The 24,992-nt window shown below is 29.0% G+C and carries 27 protein-coding genes; 26 read left to right on the top strand and 1 reads right to left on the bottom strand.

The features are described from left to right. The first annotated feature begins 162 nt into the window (after positions 1 to 162). The 8 genes from rpe to HMPREF9709_RS07580 all read left to right on the top strand — a co-directional run bounded on the left by rpe (position 163) and on the right by HMPREF9709_RS07580 (position 6,776). Positions 163 to 816, top strand: coding sequence for a ribulose-phosphate 3-epimerase (gene rpe / locus HMPREF9709_RS07615; RefSeq protein WP_005399026.1), 654 nt, complete (start codon positions 163 to 165; stop codon positions 814 to 816). Positions 817 to 848: 32 nt separating this feature from the next. Then, the gene (gene rpiB, locus HMPREF9709_RS07610; protein ID WP_005399025.1) at positions 849 to 1,298 is read left to right on the top strand and encodes a ribose 5-phosphate isomerase B; all 450 of its coding nucleotides are present in this window, start codon (positions 849 to 851) and stop codon (positions 1,296 to 1,298) included. A 36-nt stretch (positions 1,299 to 1,334) separates the two neighbouring features. Then, a complete protein-coding gene (locus tag HMPREF9709_RS07605) occupies positions 1,335 to 2,723 on the top strand; it encodes a PTS transporter subunit EIIC (RefSeq protein WP_005399024.1) in 1,389 nt (462 codons plus the stop codon). Positions 2,724 to 2,884: 161 nt separating this feature from the next. After that, a complete protein-coding gene (locus HMPREF9709_RS07600; protein ID WP_005399023.1) occupies positions 2,885 to 4,726 on the top strand; it encodes an LTA synthase family protein in 1,842 nt (613 codons plus the stop codon). A 78-nt stretch (positions 4,727 to 4,804) separates the two neighbouring features. Further along, positions 4,805 to 5,767, top strand: coding sequence for an oxygen-dependent tRNA uridine(34) hydroxylase TrhO (gene trhO, locus HMPREF9709_RS07595; RefSeq protein WP_005399022.1), 963 nt, complete (start codon positions 4,805 to 4,807; stop codon positions 5,765 to 5,767). Between the two features lie 23 nt (positions 5,768 to 5,790). Beyond that, on the top strand, positions 5,791 to 6,246 hold the full coding sequence (locus tag HMPREF9709_RS07590) for a hypothetical protein (protein ID WP_040463919.1): 456 nt from the start codon (positions 5,791 to 5,793) through the stop codon (positions 6,244 to 6,246). Positions 6,247 to 6,387: 141 nt separating this feature from the next. Further along, positions 6,388 to 6,597 carry a DUF6904 family protein gene (locus tag HMPREF9709_RS07585; RefSeq protein ID WP_005399020.1) on the top strand — a complete coding sequence of 70 codons (210 nt, stop codon included), beginning with the start codon at positions 6,388 to 6,390 and terminating at the stop codon, positions 6,595 to 6,597. Next, positions 6,570 to 6,776 carry a DUF6904 family protein gene (locus tag HMPREF9709_RS07580; protein WP_005399019.1) on the top strand — a complete coding sequence of 69 codons (207 nt, stop codon included), beginning with the start codon at positions 6,570 to 6,572 and terminating at the stop codon, positions 6,774 to 6,776. Before HMPREF9709_RS07585 ends, HMPREF9709_RS07580 begins: the two co-directional genes overlap by 28 nt. Before the next feature lie 461 nt (positions 6,777 to 7,237). On the opposite strand, the gene HMPREF9709_RS07575 is transcribed toward HMPREF9709_RS07580, so the two are convergent. Next, positions 7,238 to 8,011 carry a DeoR/GlpR family DNA-binding transcription regulator gene (locus tag HMPREF9709_RS07575; RefSeq protein ID WP_005399018.1) on the bottom strand — a complete coding sequence of 258 codons (774 nt, stop codon included), beginning with the start codon at positions 8,009 to 8,011 and terminating at the stop codon, positions 7,238 to 7,240. 186 nt (positions 8,012 to 8,197) lie between these two features. Between HMPREF9709_RS07575 and HMPREF9709_RS07570 the strand changes: the two genes are divergently transcribed. The 18 genes from HMPREF9709_RS07570 to HMPREF9709_RS10160 all read left to right on the top strand — a co-directional run bounded on the left by HMPREF9709_RS07570 (position 8,198) and on the right by HMPREF9709_RS10160 (position 24,963). Further along, on the top strand, positions 8,198 to 9,526 hold the full coding sequence (locus HMPREF9709_RS07570; RefSeq protein ID WP_005399017.1) for a Na+/H+ antiporter NhaC family protein: 1,329 nt from the start codon (positions 8,198 to 8,200) through the stop codon (positions 9,524 to 9,526). A gap of 10 nt (positions 9,527 to 9,536) precedes the next feature. After that, the gene (gene mtnK, locus HMPREF9709_RS07565; protein WP_005399016.1) at positions 9,537 to 10,745 is read left to right on the top strand and encodes an S-methyl-5-thioribose kinase; all 1,209 of its coding nucleotides are present in this window, start codon (positions 9,537 to 9,539) and stop codon (positions 10,743 to 10,745) included. 9 nt (positions 10,746 to 10,754) lie between these two features. Next, positions 10,755 to 11,432 (top strand): class II aldolase/adducin family protein, encoded by a 678-nt coding sequence (locus HMPREF9709_RS07560; protein WP_005399015.1) that lies wholly within the window; start codon positions 10,755 to 10,757, stop codon positions 11,430 to 11,432. 55 nt (positions 11,433 to 11,487) lie between these two features. Further along, entirely contained in the window at positions 11,488 to 12,654 is a 1,167-nt protein-coding gene (locus tag HMPREF9709_RS07555) for an iron-containing alcohol dehydrogenase (protein WP_005399014.1), read from the top strand. A 14-nt stretch (positions 12,655 to 12,668) separates the two neighbouring features. Next, entirely contained in the window at positions 12,669 to 13,721 is a 1,053-nt protein-coding gene (locus HMPREF9709_RS07550) for a s-methyl-5-thioribose-1-phosphate isomerase (protein ID WP_005399013.1), read from the top strand. A 230-nt stretch (positions 13,722 to 13,951) separates the two neighbouring features. Beyond that, complete coding sequence (locus tag HMPREF9709_RS07545; RefSeq protein WP_005399012.1) at positions 13,952 to 14,461, top strand: hypothetical protein; 510 nt, start codon at positions 13,952 to 13,954, stop codon at positions 14,459 to 14,461. Then, positions 14,442 to 15,155: a GntR family transcriptional regulator gene (locus HMPREF9709_RS07540; protein WP_005399011.1), complete on the top strand. Its 714-nt coding sequence runs from the start codon at positions 14,442 to 14,444 to the stop codon at positions 15,153 to 15,155. The genes HMPREF9709_RS07545 and HMPREF9709_RS07540 overlap by 20 nt, the downstream gene beginning before the upstream one ends. A gap of 104 nt (positions 15,156 to 15,259) precedes the next feature. Further along, a complete protein-coding gene (locus tag HMPREF9709_RS07535; protein ID WP_005399010.1) occupies positions 15,260 to 16,081 on the top strand; it encodes a sugar phosphate isomerase/epimerase family protein in 822 nt (273 codons plus the stop codon). Next, on the top strand, positions 16,078 to 16,491 hold the full coding sequence (locus HMPREF9709_RS07530; protein ID WP_005399009.1) for a PTS sugar transporter subunit IIA: 414 nt from the start codon (positions 16,078 to 16,080) through the stop codon (positions 16,489 to 16,491). The genes HMPREF9709_RS07535 and HMPREF9709_RS07530 overlap by 4 nt, the downstream gene beginning before the upstream one ends. A gap of 9 nt (positions 16,492 to 16,500) precedes the next feature. Further along, complete coding sequence (locus HMPREF9709_RS07525) at positions 16,501 to 16,971, top strand: PTS sugar transporter subunit IIB (RefSeq protein ID WP_005399008.1); 471 nt, start codon at positions 16,501 to 16,503, stop codon at positions 16,969 to 16,971. A gap of 13 nt (positions 16,972 to 16,984) precedes the next feature. Continuing rightward, entirely contained in the window at positions 16,985 to 17,779 is a 795-nt protein-coding gene (locus HMPREF9709_RS07520; RefSeq protein WP_005399007.1) for a PTS mannose/fructose/sorbose/N-acetylgalactosamine transporter subunit IIC, read from the top strand. Beyond that, positions 17,769 to 18,587, top strand: a complete 819-nt coding sequence (locus HMPREF9709_RS07515; protein ID WP_005399006.1) for a PTS system mannose/fructose/sorbose family transporter subunit IID — start codon at positions 17,769 to 17,771, stop codon at positions 18,585 to 18,587. The genes HMPREF9709_RS07520 and HMPREF9709_RS07515 overlap by 11 nt, the downstream gene beginning before the upstream one ends. A gap of 13 nt (positions 18,588 to 18,600) precedes the next feature. Next, the gene (locus HMPREF9709_RS07510; RefSeq protein WP_005399005.1) at positions 18,601 to 19,599 is read left to right on the top strand and encodes an SIS domain-containing protein; all 999 of its coding nucleotides are present in this window, start codon (positions 18,601 to 18,603) and stop codon (positions 19,597 to 19,599) included. A gap of 185 nt (positions 19,600 to 19,784) precedes the next feature. Then, positions 19,785 to 21,710 carry a BglG family transcription antiterminator gene (locus HMPREF9709_RS07505; RefSeq protein ID WP_005399004.1) on the top strand — a complete coding sequence of 642 codons (1,926 nt, stop codon included), beginning with the start codon at positions 19,785 to 19,787 and terminating at the stop codon, positions 21,708 to 21,710. Next, the gene (locus tag HMPREF9709_RS07500; protein WP_005399003.1) at positions 21,707 to 22,150 is read left to right on the top strand and encodes a PTS sugar transporter subunit IIA; all 444 of its coding nucleotides are present in this window, start codon (positions 21,707 to 21,709) and stop codon (positions 22,148 to 22,150) included. Before HMPREF9709_RS07505 ends, HMPREF9709_RS07500 begins: the two co-directional genes overlap by 4 nt. Continuing rightward, a complete protein-coding gene (locus HMPREF9709_RS07495; protein WP_005399002.1) occupies positions 22,147 to 22,470 on the top strand; it encodes a PTS fructose transporter subunit IIB in 324 nt (107 codons plus the stop codon). The genes HMPREF9709_RS07500 and HMPREF9709_RS07495 overlap by 4 nt, the downstream gene beginning before the upstream one ends. Then, on the top strand, positions 22,470 to 23,495 hold the full coding sequence (locus HMPREF9709_RS07490; RefSeq protein ID WP_005399001.1) for a PTS fructose transporter subunit IIC: 1,026 nt from the start codon (positions 22,470 to 22,472) through the stop codon (positions 23,493 to 23,495). The genes HMPREF9709_RS07495 and HMPREF9709_RS07490 overlap by 1 nt, the downstream gene beginning before the upstream one ends. Then, on the top strand, positions 23,488 to 24,963 hold the full coding sequence (locus tag HMPREF9709_RS10160) for a glycoside hydrolase family 38 N-terminal domain-containing protein (RefSeq protein ID WP_005399000.1): 1,476 nt from the start codon (positions 23,488 to 23,490) through the stop codon (positions 24,961 to 24,963). Before HMPREF9709_RS07490 ends, HMPREF9709_RS10160 begins: the two co-directional genes overlap by 8 nt. The last annotated feature ends 29 nt before the right edge of the window (positions 24,964 to 24,992 follow it).

Genomic DNA, 24,992 nt, shown 5'->3' with positions numbered 1-24,992 from the left:
CCGTACAATTATGGTCTAATTTTCTCATATTTACTCAAAAAAATCAATTACAGTTGACAATATATCGATATCGTAATATAATGCAAGTAGAAAGTTGAGTAATCGATTACTCTATTTTACCCTTGATTACTCATGAAAAATTTATGAAGAATGGAGAGATGAATGCAAAAGAAAATATTGTGTCCTTCTATGATGTGCGCAAATTTTGGACATCTAGAAGATGAGGTCAAAAACTTAGAAAATGCTGGCGTTGATATTTATCATATGGATTTTATGGATGGAAGCTTTGTACCAAATTTCGGAATGGGACTTCAAGATTTTGAATTAGTGAGAAAATCAACCGATAAGCTGGTTGACATTCACTTAATGATACAAAATCCAGGTGATTATGTAGAAAAATTCGCTGATATGGGAGCTGATATTATCTATGTCCATCCCGAATCAGAGCAACAAATAGCAAGGACAATTCAAAAAATTAATGATAAAGGGAAAAAATCAGGGATAGCAATTAATCCGGGGACATCAGTTGAAAGTATAATAGAATTACTTTCAATTGTTGACTATGTAATGGTTATGACTGTTAATCCTGGATTTTCGGGGCAAAAATACCTTGATTATACAAATGAAAAGATAAAAAAATTGGTAAATTTAAAAGAAAAATTTCAATTTGAAATTTTTGTTGATGGAGCTATTTCGCCTAAAAAGATTGAAAATCTTTCTAAACTTGGAGTGAATGGTTTTATTTTAGGAACTTCATCACTATTTAATAAAAAAGAATCATATAAAGAAATAATTGAAAATCTAAGAAAACTTTAAAAATGAACTCAAAATATAAAAAAGGAGGAAAAATGAAAATTGCAATAGGAGGCGATCACGTTGGGCAAGAACTAAAACCCACAATCGTAGAATATCTTAAAAAACTAGGACATGAAGTAAAAGACTTCGGAACAGATTCTACAGAAAGAACCGATTATCCAAAATACGGTGAAACTGTAGCAAAAGAAGTGGCTTCAGGAAATTTTGATTTAGGAATATTAATTTGTGGTACAGGAGTAGGCATCTCAATATCAGCGAACAAAGTTAGAGGAATCAGAGCCGTAGTTTGCAGTGAGCCATATTCAGCAAAACTTTCAAAAGAACACAACAATACAAATATTTTAGCATTTGGCTCAAGAGTCGTTGGACCAGAATTAGCAAAAATGATTGTGAAGGAATGGTTAGATGCTGAATTTGAAGGTGGACGACATGCAAGACGAGTAGGTATGATTAGCGATATTGAAGATAAAAATGACAGGTAAAAATGCAATATGAACTTATAAATTAAAGAGGATATTATGGATAATAAAAATCTTGCAAAATTAATATTTGATAATGTAGGTGGAGAAAAAAATATAAATTCAGTATCTCATTGTGCGACAAGGTTGAGATTTGATTTAAAAGATGATTCAATTGCTAATACAGATGAAATTATGTCAAGCGGTGATGTAATATCTGTATTAAATCGAGGTGGTCAATATCAAGTTGTTATTGGTACAAAGGTTGCTAGCGTATATGATGAACTTACTCAATTTACTGATAAAACAGAAGGTTATGTTGACGCAGATGATGATATAGAAGATAATAAAAAAACTAAATTCAATGTATTTACATTTATTTCTGGTATATTTGGACCGTTATTACCAGCATTTGCTGGAGCAGGTATTTTAAGAGGTTTTACTTTATTAGCAACACAAATAGGAATATTAAGCACTGAAAGTAGTACGTATAACATTCTAACAATTGCTGCAATGTCAGTATTCTATTTCTTACCAATACTTTTAGCATACACTACAGCTAAATCCTTAAAAGCTAATGTAATATTTGCTATGGTAATAGGAGCGTCCTTAATTAACCCTGATTTGATAGCTATGATGGGTGAAACTGGAAATGGTACGACTGTTGATTTTATGGGGATACCAGTTGTTTTAATGAATTATGCCTCAACAGTGCTTCCTATAGTAATTTCAATTTTAGTATATTCTAAACTTGAAAAATTATTGAAGAGAATTATTCCAGAAGGTGGCCATTTAGTTTTTGTTCCATTATTTTCTTTCTTAATAATGATACCTTTCACATTAATGACAATTGGACCAGTTACAGTATGGATTAGTACAAAAATAGCTGATTTTATTAATTATTTAATTGAATCAAATAGAATGTTAACAGGTCTATTGATAGGTGGCGGTTGGAATGGTCTAGTTTCCGTTGGTTTACATTGGGCGGTAAACCCAATTATGATTCAAAATATTGCTACCTTAGGATATGACTATATAGTACCATTCACATTTGCAACTAACTTTGCAATGATGGGTGCTGCCATAGGAGTATGGCTAAAAGCTAAAGATAAGACATACAAAAAGTATGCATTAACAACTGCTATTACTATAGCTTTCTCAGGAATAACAGAACCAGCTATATATGGTGTGGCAATTCCACTTAAAAAACCATTCTTAGCTGCGCTAATTGGTGGAGCTGCAGGTGGAGCATATATAGGAGCCATGGGTGTAACAGCTCAATCATTCGTTTTCGGAGGATTAACAACATTACCAACATTTGTTGGAGGACAAGGAAATAACATGTTACACGCTATAATTGGTTTATCGATTTGTGTGGTTGTATCAGCTGTTCTAACATATATTTTAGGATTTGAAGAACAAAAAAATCTTCAAAAAACTAATATATAAAATTTAATATAATTAAATAAGATAAAGACTCATTTATAATATTAATTAATTCTTAAATAAATTTTTGATTTTAGGATTATTAATATGAAAATGAGTTTTTATTATTTAAACACACTAGTAATTATACACATCGTGTGATAAAATTATCACACGGAGGGCTTATGTTAATTATTAACCAAATTATAATTACTATATTATTAGTTATTGCAATGATTTTGCTTTATGGTAGAAACAAAGAGGCCATTTTTAAGGGACTTGCAATTTCTGTTATTGCAAATTCTTTTTCAAGTCTTTTTTTAATATTTTTTAGAAATAAGATTTATCTATATGGTGGCGAGCATGGAAATACTTTTTGGATTAAGTATTCACTGTTTGCAATAGGAGTTTCATTCATACTTGTAGTGATTGCAATGTTGTTAGAAGGAAAAATCCATTTAGAAAAGAAGAATGGAAAGTGGAAGATTTTAGACTATGTGTTGGTATTAGTTGGGATTTTATTTGGATTTTTAAATGGAACACTTATCTTTGTGCCAACATGGTTTAATAAAACTTTCGGAGAAATACCAGCGGATCATTTCATATTTTTAATCACTCAAGGGAATGGTGAATCCACAAAGGCACAGGACTTGGAGATATTCAACTCTATGATGGTGCCAGTTATTATGACAGCAATTATTGGTGGTTTAGTTGGATTTGTACGTTCTAATTTAGTTATTGAAAACTTTAGAAATGATTCCAAAGAGGGAGAAAATAAATATATTTTCAAGCATACAAAATTAGTAGCATTTATTTTATTGCTATCTATGTTTGCGGGGTCTGTAGTTTACGCGTTTAAGACTATTCCGCTGAGGGATATCATAAAATTGCAATTTGAAAAATCGACATATGTTGGCGATAACTATGTGATGCCAACGTCTGAAAATGTGAAGATGCCTAAGAAGAAGAGGAACTTGATTCATATTTGGATGGAGTCTGTCGAAAATTCCTATTATTCCAAGGAATTGGGCGGATATGATGATAAAAATCTGATGCCGGATTTGGTAAAATTGTCGGACAGCGGGGTATCATTCTCGCATACGGATAAACATGGTGGTCCTCAACAGACGTATGCTTCAGGTCATTCCATCGCGGGAATGGTGAACATGAATTCTGGGGTACCAATGCTTGCAGCGGGCATGAGGAATGGTTCTAATTTATCTTATCCAGATTTTCCTACAATTGGTGACATTTTGAAGAAAAATGGTTATGAAACTGAGTTTATACTTGGATCTGACAGTAAATGGGGTGGTCTTGGAGATTACTATAAAAAACATGGTGATTTCAAAATTTTCGATTTAGTCTACGCTCGTGAACAAAAGTTAATTCCAGAAAACTATAAGGTTTGGTGGGGATTTGAGGACGATAAACTTTACGAATATGCCAAAGATGAGATGAACAAGTTGGCAAAATCCGATAAACCATTCTACCTGATTATTGAGAATGCGGATACACATTTCCCGAATGGATATGTGTCTAAAAACATGAAAGACAAGCCATTTGAAATGCAATACGCTAATGTAATTCACTATTCTCAAAAGGAAACAGTGAAACTTGTACAATGGATTCAACAGCAGGAATGGTACAAGGATACGACTATTGTTGTGACAGGCGATCACAAATCTATGGATAAAAAATTCTTTGAAGGATGGGATCCTCAATACAATAGGACGATTGTAAATATGTTCTTAAATTCAATCCATGGAAATGATTTACCAAAAGAAATTACAAATAATAGGATGTTTGCGCCATTTGACATGTTCCCAACTATTTTATCTTCTATTGGAGTAGAAATTAAGGATAATAGGCTTGGAATGGGTACGGATTTATTCTCTGGTGACAAAACATTGCTTGAGAAGGATGGTTTAGAAAAAGTGGAAACGGAACTTCCTAAACGTTCTGAATTCTACGATTCCCACAGAGAGTCATGGGCAACAAAGCAAGATAAAGATGATGTTTATAAATAAAATTTTAGTTAAATAATAAACATTTCTGTATTTTATTCCCCTTTTTGTGTAAAATAGTTATACATAAAAGGGGGACATATGTCAAAAAATTATAGAGTTTTACTATATTATAAATATCAAAATATAGAAGATCCGGAAGCGTTCAGAGATGAACATTTAGAATTTTGTAAAAATACAGGATTAAAGGGTCGAATTATCGTTGGATATGAAGGTATCAATGGTACAGTTTCAGGTACTGTCGAACAAACTGAAAAATATAAACAATTCCTTCATTCATTAAAAGGATTTGAAGATGTATGGTTTAAGGAAGATGAAGCGGATGATTTTACACATCCAAGGATGTCAGTAAAATTTAGAAAAGAAATTGTTTCATTAAACCTAGAAGACGATTTTTCACCAAATGAAACAACAGGAAAATATCTAAATCCAAAGGAATTTAAGGAAGCGATTTTAGATGAAGACACAATCGTACTTGATACAAGAAATGACTACGAATACGACTTAGGTCATTTCAAAGGAGCGATTAGACCAGATATTAGAAACTTCCGTGAACTTCCAGAATGGATAAAAGAAAACGAAGAATTATTTAAGGACAAAAAAGTCGCAATGTATTGCACTGGTGGTGTTCGTTGTGAAAAATTCTCAGGCTGGATGCTAAGAGAAGGCATTTCTGACCAAGTTGGACAACTTCATGGTGGTATAGATACTTATGGAAAAGATCCAGAAGTTAAAGGAGAACTATGGGAAGGAAGCATGTATGTATTCGATGAAAGAATCTCCGTCCCAATCAACCATGTTGATCCATCAATCACTGGTCGCGATTACTTCGATGGTACGCCATGTGAAAGATACAGAAATTGCGCCAACCCAGAATGCAATAGACAAACACTAATGTCAGAAGAAAATGAACATAAATATTTACGTTCCTGCTCACCAGAATGCAGAAAGCACGAAAGAAATAGATACGTTACTGAACATAACCTAAGTAGGGAAGAATGGGAAGAACGACTAAATGCAATCGGGGAGAGTTTGAGCGAATAATTTTATTAAAAAAGGATGAAATTATGAAAAAACATAGAAATTTTATTTATCCAATAATTTTAATCGCATTTATCATTTTAATAATAATGTGGTTTAATAAAAATAGAATAAAATCTGGAAATGAAATATTTTCAAATGATTTTGAGTTTCAAAATATTAATGTGATAACATCAGATGATTTAAATAAAGAAAATCTTAAACCAGATACATTTGATATAACAGCTGAACAAAACAAGGAATTACTTAAAATTGTTCAAAATATGAAATTTAAAATTCACAGAAATAAACACTTTGAAAAATGGAATAAAATGTACACAATGTCTGCAAAATTTAAGAATAAACAGTATCTTGTTAGTGTTTCAGACAACAATATTTTAGAATTGCATGAATCAATGCCAGGTGATAATTCTACATTTTATGAAATTAAAGAAGGAAACAAAGAGTTTTATGATATGTTAGATAAGATTTCTATTAAATAGATTTATAAGTTTAGATAAATAAATCCCTATTTTCCTATTCCCACGACTAAATACATTTATTCAAATATTAACGACATTTTTCTTGTTTTAAGATATAATAAAAAAAAACGACTTCTAAATTTTCAATACAAGGAGAGAACTATGATTACAATGAAGCCGACAGAAAAGTTGACAGGAATTACAATAAAAGGAGATTATCACGATTTCTATGATTTAGTAGATAGCATTTACAGAATCACAACAGAAGAAGAGGATATTATCGATCCGTATTATGGGGTTAAGTTAATGTTATTGGATTGTGCTATGATATTCGCTATGCATCTATGGGGGATAGAGAAGTTGAGCTTATAAAAACTGCGCCTGAAAAAAGGAAAACTAAATTAAAAAATATTGCTAAACGAATAGTGAAAAGGCCTAGAGCCTACTATAGCTTAGAAGAAGACTTATTTGAATCTTCAAGATTATATAACGCTTCAGTATATGATCTAAGAAATCCTGAACATGATTTACCTGAAAATTGGAAGTGGTAAATCTTAATAAGATAAAATAGATAGGAAGTATATTTCCAATAACACGAAAAATCGTAAAAGTTGGAAGTATACTTCCTATTTTACAGAATACTAACAAGTCACCTACCAAATCCCACAAAACACCCACGAAACGGACAACTTATTATTAATAAAAGATAATTTTAAGAAGACACTAATCACTGGTAGATATGAAGGCGTGAATGAAATTTCTGGTATAAAAGTTGCTTATATAGTGGACTGGTTGCTTGAGGAGTAGGGGGGTATATTAAGCTTTGAATTTAATGCGTTTAATATTATAAATAATAGAAATTTTGTTAGATTTTTTAGTATCTTTTGGAATTATTCGTAGTTAACATAAATTCTAAGTGAAAAATAGCCCCTTTTACTATGGGGCTATAGAATTATTTTATAAATAGTTAACTCTTAGATTCAGTAAGTAGATGTAATAGTTTGTAAAACAATTATTTTAAAAAACTATGATGTATTTTATTTTTTTCTAATACCTCAATCCATTCATCTGAAAGATTTAAATTCGAAACAACATAATCCAATGTATTTAGTGGAGAGATAATATATTCTGCAGAGTCATGAAATTTTGTATTATCTCCTATGAAGAAACATTTTTTAGAATGTTTCAAAAAATATTTTTTTATTTCAGCTTCATTCTGATTATTATCTAATAAACCATGTTTTATACTTATAGCGGAAGGAGATATGAAACATTTATCAGATAGATAAGTAGATATGTTTTCTAATGCTCTATAACCTATAAATGAACTAGATCTTTTTCTATATAAACCACCTATTGATATGAGTGTTATTCCTGTTTTGTTATTATCAAATAGTTCCATTATTTTTAGTGAGTTTGTAATAATAGTTAAATTAAGGTCATGTTTAATAATAGCTTTAGCTAGGGTTAAACATGTGGTGCTACTGTCTAGCATTATGGTATCATTGTCATTTAAAAAATTATTAATAACATATGTTGCGATATCATTTTTTTCTTTGGAAAAATATTTTTCCCTTAATTGTATTGGCGCGCCTTTATCTTCTTTATCTGGTAGAAATGCTCCACCATGTATTCTTTTTAATAGTCCTTTGTTCTCTAATTCTTTAAAATCTCTTCTTATTGTTTCTTCGCTGCAATTTAATATATTGCTCATTTCGGAAATCATAACACTTCCATTAGCATTAATTTCATTTAATATGAATTTATGTCTATCAATTTTTAACATATTGACTCCTATTTCTTATTACAAATATTATATATATATTAAGAAAAAAAAGCAAAACAACAAAAGCACACAATTTTATTAATTAAAAATAAAAAAGAACTCGTTTTCATGTTGACTTATGTTGGAAAATGTTGTAATATGTTGTTGTAATGAGTTAGTAAAAAATAATTAAATCTGGAGGATAATATGGAAGTAAATACTAACAAAATAAATAAAGGAAGTTTTATTGGATTTATCCCTTTATTAACATTTTTAGTAATATATTTTGTTATGGGGATTGGAACTGGAAGTTTTGATAATTTACCATTATTAGTGGGAATGTTTATTGCAACAATAGTGTCTTTTATTATTAGTAGCCCTGTTGCAGAAAAGAAATCTTTTGAAGAAAAAGTGAAAATATTTTGCGAAGGTGGTGGAGATGACACTTTAATATTAATGGTAATTATTTACATGTTAGCTGGGGCGTTTTATAGTGTAGCCGGTTCTATGCATGCTACAGATACTGTCACAAATTTAGGTATTTCAATATTACCTGCTAGGCTTATACTACCTGGATTATTTATTATAGCTTGTATATTAAGTTTTTCTATGGGAACTTCCATGGGAACGGTGGCTGCTTTGATACCTATTGCAATTGACATAGCAGCAAAAACAGCGGTGAGTTTGCCTTTGGTTTGTGGAATTGTAGTTGGTGGAGCGATGTTTGGAGATAATTTATCTTTTATTTCTGATACTACAATAGCAGCAACTGCTACACAGAATGTAGCAATGAGAGATAAATTTAAAGCTAATATAATAATGGTTTTACCGGCGGTAATAATTACAATTTTGGCTTTAGCTTTTTGGCCGATAGACGCTACAAGTATAGTAGCACCTGGAGAGATTAATATTATTAATTTATTACCTTATGTGTTAATAATAGGATTATCTTTAGCAGGGTTACATGTAATACCAGCTATGGGGATTTCAATACTAGTTGGTCTAGGTATTGGAATTGTACATAATGATTTTACTTTGATTGAAAGTTTTAAGGTTATTCATGAAGGAATGAAATGGATGCAAGATATGGCGATAATTGCAGTTTTTGTTGGCGGTGTTATTGGTATGATGAAATACCTTGGAGGTATTGATTGGTTACTTAACAATTTAGCTAAGAATACAAAATCTAGAAAGGGTGCAGAAATAAGTATAGCAGTTTTGGTATCTTTGGTAGATGTATTTACAACTAATAATACTATGGCAATAATTGCGGTAGGTCCAATTGCGAAAGATGTATCTCAACAATATGATATAGCTCCTGCAAGAACTGCTAGTATATTAGACTTATTTTCATCAGCTTTTAATGGATTAACTCCATACGCAGGACAATTGCTAGTGGCAGGCACTATGGCTGGCATTTCGCCTGTATCCATAATGCCATTTGTATGGTATTCAATATTAATGGTCATTTTTGGCTTATTATTTATAATATTCGGTATAGGATATAAAAGAGCTAAAAAGTTAGCTGATAAATAAAGGGGGATAAATGAAAAATATATATGATTCTCATTTTTTATTGAATGAAAATACTGTAATCGATTTTGTAAAAGATAAATTGGATATTTTTAAAAATAGTATTAATTTAAAATCTAAAGAGCTAAGTGATGGGAATATTAATTATGTATTTAAAGTTTGGGATGAAGATACAGATAATTCTGTAGTAGTAAAACAAGCTGATGATAAATTGAGATCTTCAGGAAGAAACTTAGATTTAAATAGAAATAAAATAGAATATGAAATATTAAAAAAACAAAATGAATTAGTTCCTAAATATGTTCCAAAAGTATATTATTATGATAATAATATGTATTGTATGATAATGGAAGATATTTCTGAATATAAAAATATGAGATATGAAATTAACAAAGGAAAAATTTTTAATAATTTTTCAAAAGATATAACAACTTACTTAGTTGAAACTCTATTAGAAACAACTGATTTGATTATTGATAGACATGAAAAGAAAGAGAAAGTGAAATTATTTACTAATATTGATTTATGTGATATTTCAGAGGATTTAGTATTTACTGAACCTTATTATAACTATAAAAATAGAAATATTATTGTTGAAGGTTTAGAACAATTTGTTGAAGAAAATCTATATAATAATCAAAAGTTACATACGGAAGTAGGATATTTAAGAAATAGGTTTATGAATTATTCACAGTCGTTGATACATGGAGATTTACATTCGGGTTCAATTTTTATTAATCAAAATGGAATCAAGGTTATTGATCCAGAATTTGCATTTTATGGGCCTGCTGGTTATGATATTGGGAATGTAATTGGAAATCTATTTTTTTCTTTAGCAAACAAAGAAATAACAGATCCTGAAAATACAGAATATATAGAATGGGTAAAAAATCAAATTTCAGAAATATATGATTTATTTAGTAAAAAATTTAAAAATAAATTTAAGGAAAGAGTTAAATTACCTATATATAATAATGAATTCATGAATCAGTATTTAGACGAAATATTATCTGATTCTTTAGGATATGCCGGTACAGAAATTATCCGAAGAACTGTTGGGGACTCAAAAGTGTTAGAAGTCACAGATATAGAAACCGTAGATAAATATAAATTACACAAACAGCTCATTGAATTAGGAATTACACTAATAATTAATCGAAAAAATATTAGATGTGGAGATGAAATTATTAAACAATATAGTACAGTAAAAATTAATCGATAGGAGTAAATTATGTTGATGAAAAAAGAAAGAGAAGAAATATGTGCTTACTCAAAAAAACTAGTAGAAGATAATTTAACGAAAGGAACAGCAGGAAACATTAGTATAATAAATAGAGAATTTAATTATATTGCTATTACTCCTTCTGGTATGAATTATTTAGAACTTAAACCAGAAGATATAGTAGTTATAGATATGAGTAAAAATATAATTGAAGGAAATAGAAAGCCGTCTAGTGAATGTGATTTACACATTTATATGTATAAATTAAGAGACAGTATAAATTCTGTTGTTCATACTCATTCTATTTATTGTACAGTTCTTGCGTCTATGAAACAAACGATAAAGCCGGTTCATTACGTATTAGCAGATGTAGGCGCGGCTGAAGTCCCTATTTCACCGTATCATACATACGGTACAAAAGAATTAGCAAAGTCTGTTTATAATACAATAGGTGAATGCAATGCTTGTTTAATGGAAAATCATGGGATAATAACTGTGGGAAAAAGTCTTAATGCTGCATATGGTCTTGCAGCTACATGTGAATGGGTGTCTGAAATTCAATGGAAATGTTTATGTGCAGGTACACCCAATTATCTATCAAAAAATGAGATTGATGTTGTAATAGATAAATTTAAAAGTTATGGTCAAAAAGAAGAATTAAATAAATCAAAAAACTATTTTAGTTAAGTATAAAATATAAAGCCTTAACTTTTATTTAGTAAATATTTTTTAAGGAGATACTATGTTAGATTTTAAATACTATAATCCATCCAAAATATTTTTTGGTCAGACTATCTTTGATGATATAAAAAAAGTATTAGAATTAAGAAAAGTACGAAAAATGCTATTAATTTATGGTGGTGAATATGTAAAAAAATTAGGAATTTATGATAATATTGTTAATATTTGTAAGGATTTAAGTATTGATATGATAGAAAGTGATAAAGTAGTACCTAACCCAAAAGTCGAACTGACTAGAGATTTAATCAATATTTCTCGAGAGGAAAGGGTCGATTTTATTATCGCGGTAGGTGGGGGGAGTGCAATAGACACTGCTAAAGCTGTATCTATTGGGATAAAATATGAGGGAGATGTTTGGGATTTTTTTGAAGGAAAAGCTAAAATAGTAGAAGTTATTCCTGTGGGGGTAATATCAACAATTCCAGCAAGTGGCTCAGAAACATCCAATGCTACAATAATAAATAACGGACTTTATAAAAAAGGGTTTGAAGATGATCGTATAATTCCTGTTTTTGCTGCAATGAACCCTGTGTATACTCTCAGCTTGCCTCTCTACCAAACTTCAGTGGGTATTGCTGACATTTTATCTCATTTGCTTGAGAGATATTTTACAAATGTCAAAAATGTAGATGTTACAGACTATTTAATTGAAGGAGCAATAAAAGCTTTATTATTAAATGCTTATAAAATAATAAAAGATCCAAATAATATTAATGTTAGATCAGAAATTCAATGGTTAGCAACAATTGCGCATAACAATCTATTAGATACTGGAAGGGAATCAGATTGGGCTTCACATAGAATTGAACATGAAATAAGTGCACAATATAATGTGACACATGGAGAAGGTATGGCTATTGTTATATTAGGATATATAAGATATATGTCTAGAAAAAATCCTAAGAAGATTGCTCAACTTTCAAATAGGGTATTTGATATTGACTATAATTCTTTTACAGAATCCGAAATGTGTATAGTATTAGCGGATAAATTTGAGGATATTTTCAAATCATTAGGTTTAAAAACGAAATTAAGTGAATTAGATATTGATTCTATTCATTTTGAAGATATGGCTAATCGAGCGACTCAAAATAATACAATTAAAATTGGTCATTATTATCCTTTGGATAATAAAAAAATAATAGATGTGTTGAAATTATGCTTATAGGAAAGAGGGAAACAATGAATCGTGAAGATCAAGGTATGCCATTTTTATTAAAGTATGAAAATGTTGCTTGGTATGAAAATGGAATAGTAAAGATTCTAGATAGAAGGGTTTATCCTAAGGAAATAAAATATGTAGAGTGTTATAGTTATAAAGATGTGGTTTTGGCTATACAAAACCTTGTTACTCAGAGTGCGGGACCATATACTGCGGTTGGTATGGGGATGGCACTAGCGGCTTATGAATCTCGAAACATGAAAGGTGAAGACAGAATAAAATATTTAGAAAAAGCTTGTGAAGAATTAAAAAATTCTAGAGTAACTACGGCAAGTAGATATGGAAAGATTACAGATAGATGTCTAAAAATAGCTAAAACTTCTATTATAAATAATGTAGATCCAATATCTGCAATTGTTGAAGATACAATAAACTCCTTAAACAGAAGATACTCTACTATGCAGAAAGTAGGAGATAATTTAGTTAAACTAATTCCTGAAAATGGAACATTGCTTACTCAATGTTATGGAGAAACTATCATTGGTGCCTTAATAAGAGCTTTAAAATCGAGAAATAAAAAAATAAAAGTAATATGTGCAGAAACAAGACCGTTTTTACAAGGAGCAAGATTGACAGCGTCATGTTTTGCTGAAGAAGGATTTGATACTACGGTGATTACAGACAATATGGTAGCTGATATATTAAGTAAAGGTCTGATTGACGTTTTCACTTCTGCGGCGGACACTATCTTGGAAGATGGATCGGTAGTTAATAAAGTTGGGACTTTGCAAATAGCTTTATTGTGTGATAATTATAATGTTCCGTACTATGTTACAGGTATTCCAGATAAAGGAAAAAAATCTAGGGAAGATATTAAAATTGAAATGAGAAATCCAGAAGATGTTTTAGTGTTTAATGGTGTTAAACATGTAAATGAAAAAGTGAAAGGGTATTATCCATCTTTTGATTATACAGATTCAAAATTTGTTAAGTGTATTGTAACTGATAAGGGTTTTTTTGTTCCTAATGAATTAAAAAAATATTTTGAACAAAGTACGGAAGAATTTTATTAATTTAATATATATTTGAGGGAGGCTATTTGATAAATGATAAATCTCCCTTAAAATTTAAAATTAATATAAAAATATAGATTTTAATATTGATATCTATATTTATTTTCATTTATAAAATTCTGATAAATTTATTAATAGGAAAAAATCATTCTTGAGTTTCAACAAAAATATAAAAGTTTATATGGTAGAATTTATTTAATAATAAAATATTTTTAATTAAGGTGATTTATATGAATAAAAAGTATATAAGAAATATTGACGATGAAAAATTTTGGATTAATTTTTATAAAACTAATACAGTAAAATTAAAGAACTTGGAAGTATCTAGTCAAAAAGGAAGTAAATTTACTGATAGACTGTTTAATTGTAAAAATAATCAAGAAATAATTTTATTAAAATATGATATTTTGGATAGAGAAAATAAAACTATCTCTCATAATGTTTTTAGGTTGCTAAAAAGAAATCTAAATGAAAATATACCAAATACAAATTCCTTAATTAAATTATTAAAATTTGAAGATAACTTTTTAAATCCAGTAAATTTAGTTGAAAGAACTTTGTTATGTGTATATGCTTCAGATAGTGAATGTAGCAGCTTAAATGTAAATTTCGGTGATCAGATATTGTTGATAAAAACAAAATATTATCAGAATTCTGAAATAATTCTATATAAAGAAGAATTTACAAATTTAGAAACTTTTATTTTTGAGGATAATTATAATGAAGGAATATCTTTATAAACAAGTTCAAGATTACATTCTTGATAAAATTCACAATTTAGAATATAAGCCTGGATCAAAAATACCGTCAGAAAGAAAAATTTCTGAAGATTTAGATATAAATAGAATGAGCGTTAGAAATGCCATTTCAAAGCTTGTGGAAGATAGAATTTTATATAGATTACATGGTAGTGGTACCTTTGTAGCTAATATTAAAAATTCTAGAGGAAAGATGGTAGTTTCAAGTTTTACACCAGATTCATTTAATTTAAATATGTCTGCTCTAGGTAGATATACAAATAGCAGAGTATTATCCTTTAAAGTTATCTATGATAATAAAGACTTTAAGAAATTTTTTAATTCAGTTGATGCAATATATGAGCTTTGTAGAATTAGATATGTTGATTCAAAGCCAGCTAGTTTAGAGTATACATATTTTCCATTTAAGCAATTTATTGATGCTATAAGATATGATTTTAGCGAATCTTCACTTTATGAATATATGGAATACAAAGGTAAAAGACCTGTTAAATTTGATAAAATAACTGAGGTGATAGTAGATGAAAAAGTTAACATTATTTTAGATAATAAAAAAGATACTTCTGTATTTAAGACTACATATATAGGAAAAACAGAAGACAACATAAATGTTGAATATACTAATTCGTATGTTAATTTAGAGGATATTGAATTTAAATATATCAGGAAAAAATAAGTGGTTTAATAAGTGGTTTATAAATTAGGGTAATCGTATGATGTACGATTGCCCTAAAATTTTTTTGATGTTAATCTTAGATTAAATAAAGATCGAGGTCAATTATGAAATTTAATATTAGTGCAATGAATTGTCATTATAGATATTATTCATTAGAAACTTTTTTTGAAAGTATAAGTAACATAGGTTTTAGATATGCTGAAATCTGGACATCACCTCAACATTTTTTTGTTGATTATTCACAAAATGATGATGTTGAAACATTGAAATTTCTTTCTGAGAAATATGATATTAAAATACAATGTATTTGTCCAGAACAGACTAACCCAAAGCCACACAATATTGCAAGTACAAATTCGAATATAATGAATAGAACTCTCAGCTATTATAAAAGAATTATTGATATTGCGTATGAAGTAGGAGCAGATAAAATAGTTACAACATCTGGATGGGGTTTTTTGGATAAAAAAAGAGAGACTTCATGGGAAAGAAGTGTCAATATGCAAAGAAATATTTGCAAATATGCATTGAGAAAAAATATCAAGGTATGTATAGAAGCTCTTCAACCAATTGAAACAAATTTAGTTAATAATATTTCTGATTTAGAAAAATATTTATCAGATGTGAATGAAGATAATCTATATATTTGTATTGACTTAGGAGCAATGGCTAAAGCGGGTGAAAATATTGAAGAATATTTTGAGAAATTTGGTGATAAGATAGCACATGTACACTTTGTAGATGGTAATCCTACAGGACACTTAGCTATTGGCGATGGTAGTAGAGACTATCTTAATGACTTAAGAATTTTAGAGGAGAATGGATATAGTAATTTTTTGAGTTTAGAGATAGCTTCTGAAAAATACTACAAAAATCCATTTAATGCAGATAAGCAATCTTTTAATAATATTAGGAGGTATAGTTGAAAAAAATAGTTTTAGCAGGGCATGGAAATTTTGCAAGTGGTTTATATTCTTCAGCAAAAATCATTTTAGGTGAGCAGAATTTTGTTTCATGCTTAGATTGTTATGTAAATCAAGAACAAGATGTTGAAAAAGAAATAAGTGATATTCTAGATTCCTTTGATGAAAATGATGAAATAATATGTCTTACTGATTTATTTGGCGGAAGTGTAAATAATGCTTTTATGAAAATTATAGGGACTAAGGATATTAAATTAATTACAGGAACTAATTTATATCTATTAATATATTTAATATTAAATATAGAAATGGAAATTGATGAATTGATAAAAATGAGTATTAAAGAAGCAAAAAATGGGTTAATAAATTGTAATTTAAGCGAAAGTATTAACATAGAGGACGATAAATTTTAGGGGGAAATCATGATTTTATTAACAAGAGTTGATCATAGATTGTTACATGGTCAGGTGACATTTTCATGGACTAACTCATTAAGTGCAGATGCAATATTAATTGCAAGTGATAATGTTGTTAAAAATGAAATGTGGAAAACAGCTTTGAAATTAGCTAAACCATCAGGTGTAAAACTTGTAATAAAGAGTATTAACGATGCTATAGATAATTTAACAAGTGGAGTTACTGATAAATATAGATTGATTATCATTACAGAAACAATAAAAGATGCAAAAAAATTAATTGATAATGTTGATAGTATCAAAGAATTAAATTTAGGAGGTGCAAAAAAAACACAAAATTCTAAGCAGATTGGGAAATCATTTTATATTGATAAAGAAGATGAAGTTACACTAGAAGAGTTAATTAACAAAGGTATAGAAATAGATATAAGACAATTAGCAAGTGAATCAAAAAAATTGGTAAAAAATTTATTATAAAAAGGAGGAAAATATGAGTTTGACTGTTCAGGCTCTTATTCTTGGTCTAATTGCCGCTTTTGGTACTTTTGATTACCAAATGGGTACACTTTACATTTTTAGACCAATTACATTAGGACCTTTAGTAGGGCTATTATTTAATGATTTACATACGGGATTAGTTGTTGGTGCAAATTTAGAATTATTCTTTATGGGGGCAGTTTCAATAGGTGGATATCTACCACCGGATGTTATAGTTGGTGGTGTTTTAGGCTCAGCTTTTGCTATATCAACAAAACAAGGTGCTGAAGTGGCACTTGCATTAGCTATGCCTATAGCTCTTTTATCATTAGCGATTGGAAACTTAATTGATATTATTGGAATATTCTCATTAAGATATGCTGATAGAGGTGCAGATAAATCTAATATTAATCAAATCAAATGGACACATAGATTTATGGGATTCTTAACAGTATTTAGAAGATTCATTTTAGTATTTTTAGCATACAGATTAGGTGTTGATGCTATGCAAGGAGTGTTAGACTCTGTTCCTCAGTTTATTATAACAGGATTGGGAGCAGCAGCTGGATTACTTCCTGCATTAGGTTTTGCAATGCTTATGAAGATGGTTATAAAGAAAGAATTGATTCCATTTTTCTTTGTTGGATTTGTTTTAAGCTCATTCTTAAATATGCCAACTTTAGGTATAGCAATATTAGGTATATGTTACGTATTAGTGGCTTATGAATTTTTATCAGATAAATCTTCAGTAGCAACAACTTCATCTGGTAATCAAAATTATGAAGAGGAGGATGATGATGAATTCTAAAAAAATGTTAACAGATAAAGATATGTTAAAGATGGCTTTAAATGAAGGCGCTTTAGGAATGGAATATTCATGGAACTATGAAAGACAGATGAATGTAGCTTTTTGTATCATGATGGAACCTTCCCTAAGAAAGATCTATCATGATGATCCAGAGGGATATCAAAAAGCTCTAAAAAGACATTTAGAATTTTTCAATATTACACCACAATTTGCTCCATTTGTTGGAGGTGTAGTAGCTTCAATGGAAGAGGCTGTAAAAGAGGGAGAAATTGAACCTACAGCAATATCATCAATAAAAGCTTCATTAATGGGTCCACTTTCAGGTATCGGTGATTCAATATTTTTAGGAGCGATTAGAATAATCGCATTGAGTATAGGATTATCTTTCTCATTAAAAGGAAATCTATTAGGACCATTACTATACTTTTTAATTTATAATATTCCTGCTTTTCTTTTGAGAATAAAAGGAGCACAAAAAGGATATAATTTAGGATTTTCATATTTATCAGAACTTCAAAGAAAAGGTACAATGGATAAACTAATGATGGGAGCCGGAGTATTAGCAATGATGCTTATAGGTGGAATGGCCTCAGGAATGGTTTACACTGAGTTTGCTACAACTATTGGTGAAGGTGAAAGTGCACAAACAATTCAAGAAATATTAAATTCAATTATGCCAGGAATTGTTGGGTTATCAGTTACATGGATATATTATTGGCTTCTTAAGAAGAAAGTAAATGTAATAGCGATAATCTTAGTAACAATATTAATAGGTATAGTAGGAGCGTATTTTGGCGTATTTGTATAAAAAGGAGAACAAAATGATTAAATTTGATGAGAAAGAATTATTAGAATCAACTTCAGGAGCGTTAAAATTAAGAGATAGAATTAATGAAATAATTGATAATATATGGGACAAAGGAATTAAGAATATTTGTTGGTTTGGGGTAGGTGGTACTTATGCTTCTTCAATGCAAGCAGAAGTTCATATGAGAGAAAAATCTTCACTGGACTTTTTTGTAGAAAATTCTAATGAGTATTTTGTAACCGGAAATAAAAGAATAACAGATGATACACTTGTTGTTTTATCCTCAGTTTCTGGAACAACAGATGACATGATAAAAGCATTAGAAATTTTAAGAAAACAAACTAAAGCCACTGTATTAGCATTTATTGATAAAGAAAATACACCAATGGAAAAATATGCCGACTATGTTATTTCATATCCACAAAATGAACAATTAAAATTCTTTATGGTTGCTGATAGACTAATGTTTAGAGAAGGAGTTTTTCCTGAATATGAAGAATATTATAAAGAGATGGATGAAAATTTACCACAGGCATTAGTTAAAACAGCTTATGAAGCAGAAGAATTTGCTAAAAAATTTGCTGAAGATCATCATGAAGATCCAATACATTATTTTGTTGGAGCGGGCAATATGTATGGAGCAACATATTCATACGCTATGTGCTATTGGGAAGAACAACATTGGCTAAGAACAAAATCTATTCATAGTGGAGAATTTTTCCATGGTATGTTTGAAATTGTTGATCGAGACACAAATGTTACGTTATATGTTGGAGAAGATAGTCAAAGACCATTAAGTGAGAGAGTGGCAAACTTCTTACCAAGAGTTACTTCAAGATATACAATCATTGATACAAAGGACTATACTTTACCAGGTATTAGTGAAAAATATAGGGGAAGTATATCTCATTTAGTGATGAAAATGATTAATTCAAGAATAGATGCGCATATTGAAAGAATTAATTGTCATCCAACAGAAATAAGAAGATATTATAGACAGTTGGATTATTAGTGTATAGTAAAAACAATTTTATAGTATAAAGAAAAACATTTAAAACTTTAGTTTTAAGTGTTTTTTTATTGGCTTAAATTTATACTTTTATCTACTCAAATATTATGTTTGATTAATGGAATTTATTATGTACTAGAATTAAGGTATAGGTTGTATAATTTAAATGAAAATAAGGAGATAGAATAATGAGAATCAGTAAAACTTCTTTTGATATATTAAATTATTTAGTTGTACACAACAATGTTACATATGCTGATATTTGTAAAGAATTAAATATCTCAGAAAAAACCTTAAAAGAATATCTAGATGAAATTTTATATGAACTTAAATGTGTTAAAGATATAAAAATAATAATAAAACCTGGAGAAGGCATTAAAGTTGAAGGTAATTTAGCTAAAATAATTGATGATATAGAAATAAATAGAGACTATATTTCAGATAAAGATTCTAGGGAAGTATATGTATTGTCGAGATTATTACAGACTAATAACTATATAAAGATAATTGATTTAGCAGAAGAAATGTATATAAGTAGATCAACTTTAGAGAATACTTTAAGGGAAATAAGAGAAAGAAAGATTCCAAAAGGATTAACCTATGTTAGTAACAGAAATGGAATTAAAATAGAAGGAAGTGAAATTGTAAAGAGAAAAATGTTAACTTCAGTTATGAAGTTTTATTGGGGTGGATTAGTAGCTGATGATAAGGAATTAAGAATAAAAATAGATATTAATTATAACAACAGTAATTTCATTGATAGTGAAGTTATGGAAAAATTAACAGATATAATAAATGACTTTATAAAAGAAAATAATATTTTCATAACAGAATATGAATATCAATCTCTTATTATTCATATAGCAATTGCAATTGAAAGAATAAAAAACGGTAATTATTTACATTCGAGTGACAAATTAGAAATAAATGAGTCTAAAACAGCAGCATCTCTTATTAATCAAATAGAAGAAGAGTTTAAAATTATTTTTCCTGTTTTAGAGAAAGACTATATTGCAATTCATATGAATGCTATAGAAAAGAAAGTGATTTATAAAAAAAGTAAAAAGACAAATTTAGTAGATTTAGAATATAAAAATGAATTAATTGAAATAATAGAAAACACAATAATTAATAAAAACAATAATATTAAAGCGTTAAATAATATGATATTACATTTGAATGCTGCAATAAGACGCTTGAAGTTAAATATTACTATAAAAAATCCATATAAAATAGATATAAAAAAAGGATATCCACTAGCATTTTCTCAAAGTGTTACATTGGGTAGACGATTAGAACAAAGATTTAGTATTAAGTTAAATGAAGATGAATTAAGTTTTATAGCTCTACATATACAAATGATTTCTTCTATTAAAGAAGATGATGAATACACGGTTGTTTTAGTTTGTAGTAGTGGTTATGGTACTAGCAAATTTTTGGAACAGAGAATCTTAAATAAATTCAAAGATAAGATAAAAATTAATAGGGTTTTATCAATTGGAGAATATTTAAATACAGATATTATAGAAGATTTGGTAATAAGTACTATACCTATAGAAAATAGCGAAACGCCTGTTATTGTTGTAAGTCCGATGCTGAATGAAGTAGATGTGAAAAAAATTGAGAGTAAAGTTTCTTATGAAGAATTCGAAAACAAATATATCGAAAATAATGAATTTATTAATTTAATTTCTTTAAGTATGATCAAAATTTCAAATAAATATAATGAAAATTATAAAGGAGTGTTGAAGTATATAACAGATAAATTATTAGAAAGTGGCTTAGCGGAGAAGGGAATTTTGGATAATGTTCTACAAAGAGAAGAGTTATCATCAACAGCTTTAGATGACTTTTCTATGCCTCATTCTAATATTGAATATATTAAACAACCTATTATTTATGTTTATATTAATGAGAATGGAATTGATTGGGATGGAGATATTGTATACGTAGTATTTTTCTTTGGATTAAATCAAATTATTAAAGATAAAATTTTTAAAATTTATGAATTTTTTAATCATTTTATTTCTGATAAAAATAATATCAACACTTTACGTTATACAAAAGATGAAAAAGACGTTATAAAAATTCTTTCTAGGGGAGTAAGATTATGAAATATATAGAAAAAGATAATATTATTTTTAATTTAAAAATCGAAGATAAAGAGAATGCGATAAAGTATCTAGCTAATGTTTTCAACAAAAATGGATATTTAAATGATTTATCAAAATATATCGAGGAGGTAAATAAAAGAGAGGAGACTATGTCGACAAGTATTGGTAAAGGGATTGCTATACCACATGGTAAAACCAATGCAGTTAATAAACCGGGAATCGTAGTTGCTAAGCTTTCAAAACCATTTATTTGGGATGAAGTTGAAAATGAAGAAATAAGTATTATCATTATGTTTGCGGCGGATGAAGGCGAAGGAAATACACATCTAAAGATGCTTGCGGATGTATCAATGAAATTAATGGATGATGATTTTGTAGAAAAATTAAAGACAAGTAAAAATAAAGAAGAATTATATAAATTATTAAGGGGGGAACAATGAAAATCGTAGGAGTAACAGCATGTATTGCGGGAGTAGCACACACATACATGGCTAAAGCAAACTTAGAAAAATTTGCAAAAAAACACGATGTAGATATTTTGGTAGAAACTCAAGGAGCTATGGGGGTAGAAGATAGGTTAGAACAGGAGGATATAGATAGTGCAGATATTGTAATTTTTGCAGTAGATACAAATGTATCTGATGTAGATAGATTTGATGGAAAAACTATAATTAATAAAGATACTCATGATGTAGTAAAATATGGAGAATCAGTTATATTAGAAGCTATTAAACTATATGAAGAAAATGGAGGAAAATAATGAAAAATAAAAAAGGAGTAATGAAACACTTCCAAAGTGGTGTTTCATATATGATTCCATTAGTTGTTGCAGCTGGTTTATTAACATCGATAGCTGTAATCTTTGGTGGACAAGCAGTTTGGGATACAACTGATACCTTTTGGGGTGTTGTAAGAATGATTGGTCAAACGGGACTTCAATTTATTGTTCCAATGATTTCAGGTTATGTAGCGTATTCTATTGCAGATAGACCTGGATTAGCACCAGCATTTATTACAGGTATGATAGCTAATGAAATGGGAACTGGATTTATAGGCGGGATGATTACTGGTTTATCATGCGGTTATCTAGCAAATGAGTTAAAAAAATTAAAGATACCAATGAAAGTTATTACATTAAAATCATTGATATTAATACCAACTGTTACAACGGCAGTAGTTGGATTAGTGTTTTGGTATATTATTGGGGCTCCAATAGCTTCAATGACTACAACTATAACTAATTGGCTGCAAGGCATGTCTGGCACTAATGTAGTGTTGTTATCAGCGTTACTAGGTGGAATGATGGCGTTTGATATGGGTGGTCCAATCAATAAAATTGCTTATGCATTCGGAGTTGCATCATTTTCATCAGGTGCATATGCGGCAAGTACTGCTATGTTATTTGCTATTGCGATCCCACCATTTGGAATGTTCTTAGCTACTTTAATGAACAAAAATTTATATACAAAAGAAGAAATTGAAAATGGAAAAACAGCTATTATTATGGGTGCTGTAGGAATTACGGAAGGAACAATACCTTTCGCCGTAAATGATCCATTTAGAGTAATACCTAGTATTGTAGTTGGTTCTGCAATAGGTGCAGGATTAAATGGTTTGTTTGGCGCGACACATCAGACTATGTTATCAACTTTTATGGCAATACCATTTACAGATAAACCTATTGGTTATGTAATTTCCATTTTAGTTGGTGGGCTTATAACTGCATTGATGGTTAATTTATTAAAATCATTAAAACATAAAAAAGTAGAGGAGAGAAATGACTAAAGCATATTTTGTACAACACACACATTGGGACAGAGAATGGTATTTTACTAAAGAAGATGCAATTGTACTAAGTGATCAAGTATTTACAGAAGCTTTAGAAGAGCTAGAAAGAAATAAAGATGCAAATTTTTGTTTAGATGGACAGTCTTCAATTTTGGATGAATATTTAGAAATTCATCCAGAAAAGTTATCATTGATAAAAGAGTTAATAAATGAAAATAGATTATTTGTAGGGCCATGGTATAGCCAAACTGATGGATTGTTAGTAGATGCTGAATCAATTTTAAGAAATCTTACTATAGGTGTTCATGATATAAAGATAAAATATGGAGAACCTATGATGTTAGGATATCTTCCAGATACTTTTGGTTTTAATTCTCAATTGCCTACAATATTGAATCATGCGGGCATAGACACATTTATGGCTTGGAGAGGAATAAATTTTGATAAAATTTCGCCATCCCCATATTTTAAATGGAAAGGGTTAGGTGATAAAAGTGTCAATGCTATTTATTTTCCTTTTGGTTATATGACAGGATTAATGACATTAGATTCTATAAATAATAAAAAAGATTTTGTTGAAAACAAATTAGATCCCTCTATAAACTTTTTAAGCGAAAAAGGAAATAATGAAGAAGTGCTTATTCCTTCAGGAATAGATCAGAAGAGTATGTTACATAATATTAATTCTATAGTTGATGAACTAAATCGTTTCAGTGAAAATGAAATAAAAATATCGAACTATGAAGAATTTGCTGACATTATAAGAAAAAGGACTGATTTACCTGCTTATAGAGGAGAATTAAGAGAACCTGTTTATGCAAGGGTGCATAGAAGCATAAGCTCTTCCAGAACAGGATTAAAAATCGAAAATTTCAATTTAGAGCAAACTATAATTAGAGAAATTGAACCTATGATGGTTATGTCTGAAAAATTGGGAATTAAGATAGGTAAAGGACTATTACATAGATTATGGAAATTAGTTTTACAAAATCAAGCTCATGACAGCATTGGTGGATGTGTAAGTGACGATGTTGCAATTGATATTTATCAGAGAATAAAAGAAGCTAAAGAAATTGCTGAAGGAATTAAAAATCTTATATTAAAAAGATTAGCAGATAATATAGAATTGAATGATAATGAAGTTATAGTACTCAATACCGACTTGTATGATTTTGACGGTCTTAAGAAAATTCATATTGTTACTAATTCAAAAAATATAGAATTTGAATCAGGAGTAAAGGCTGAAATTTTATCTGAAAAATATTATCCTCCAAGAGAAAATGTGCAAAGATTAATTTCAACAGGTTTTGATTTTATTACTGAGCCACCATATTTCGAACTAGATGTTTTAATTGATGTAAAAATACCAGCTCTTGGTTATAAAGTAATAAAATTTAAAGAAAGCAAAAATGAGTTAAATGCAGCAAAAGAAAATAATAAAAAGTATATAGAAAAAAAAATTTAAAAATTATTTTTGAAGATTCAAGGATAAAC

The organism is Helcococcus kunzii ATCC 51366, assembly GCF_000245755.1.
Taxonomy (GTDB): domain Bacteria; phylum Bacillota; class Clostridia; order Tissierellales; family Peptoniphilaceae; genus Helcococcus; species Helcococcus kunzii.
This window is presented reverse-complemented; position numbering and strand designations above follow the sequence as displayed.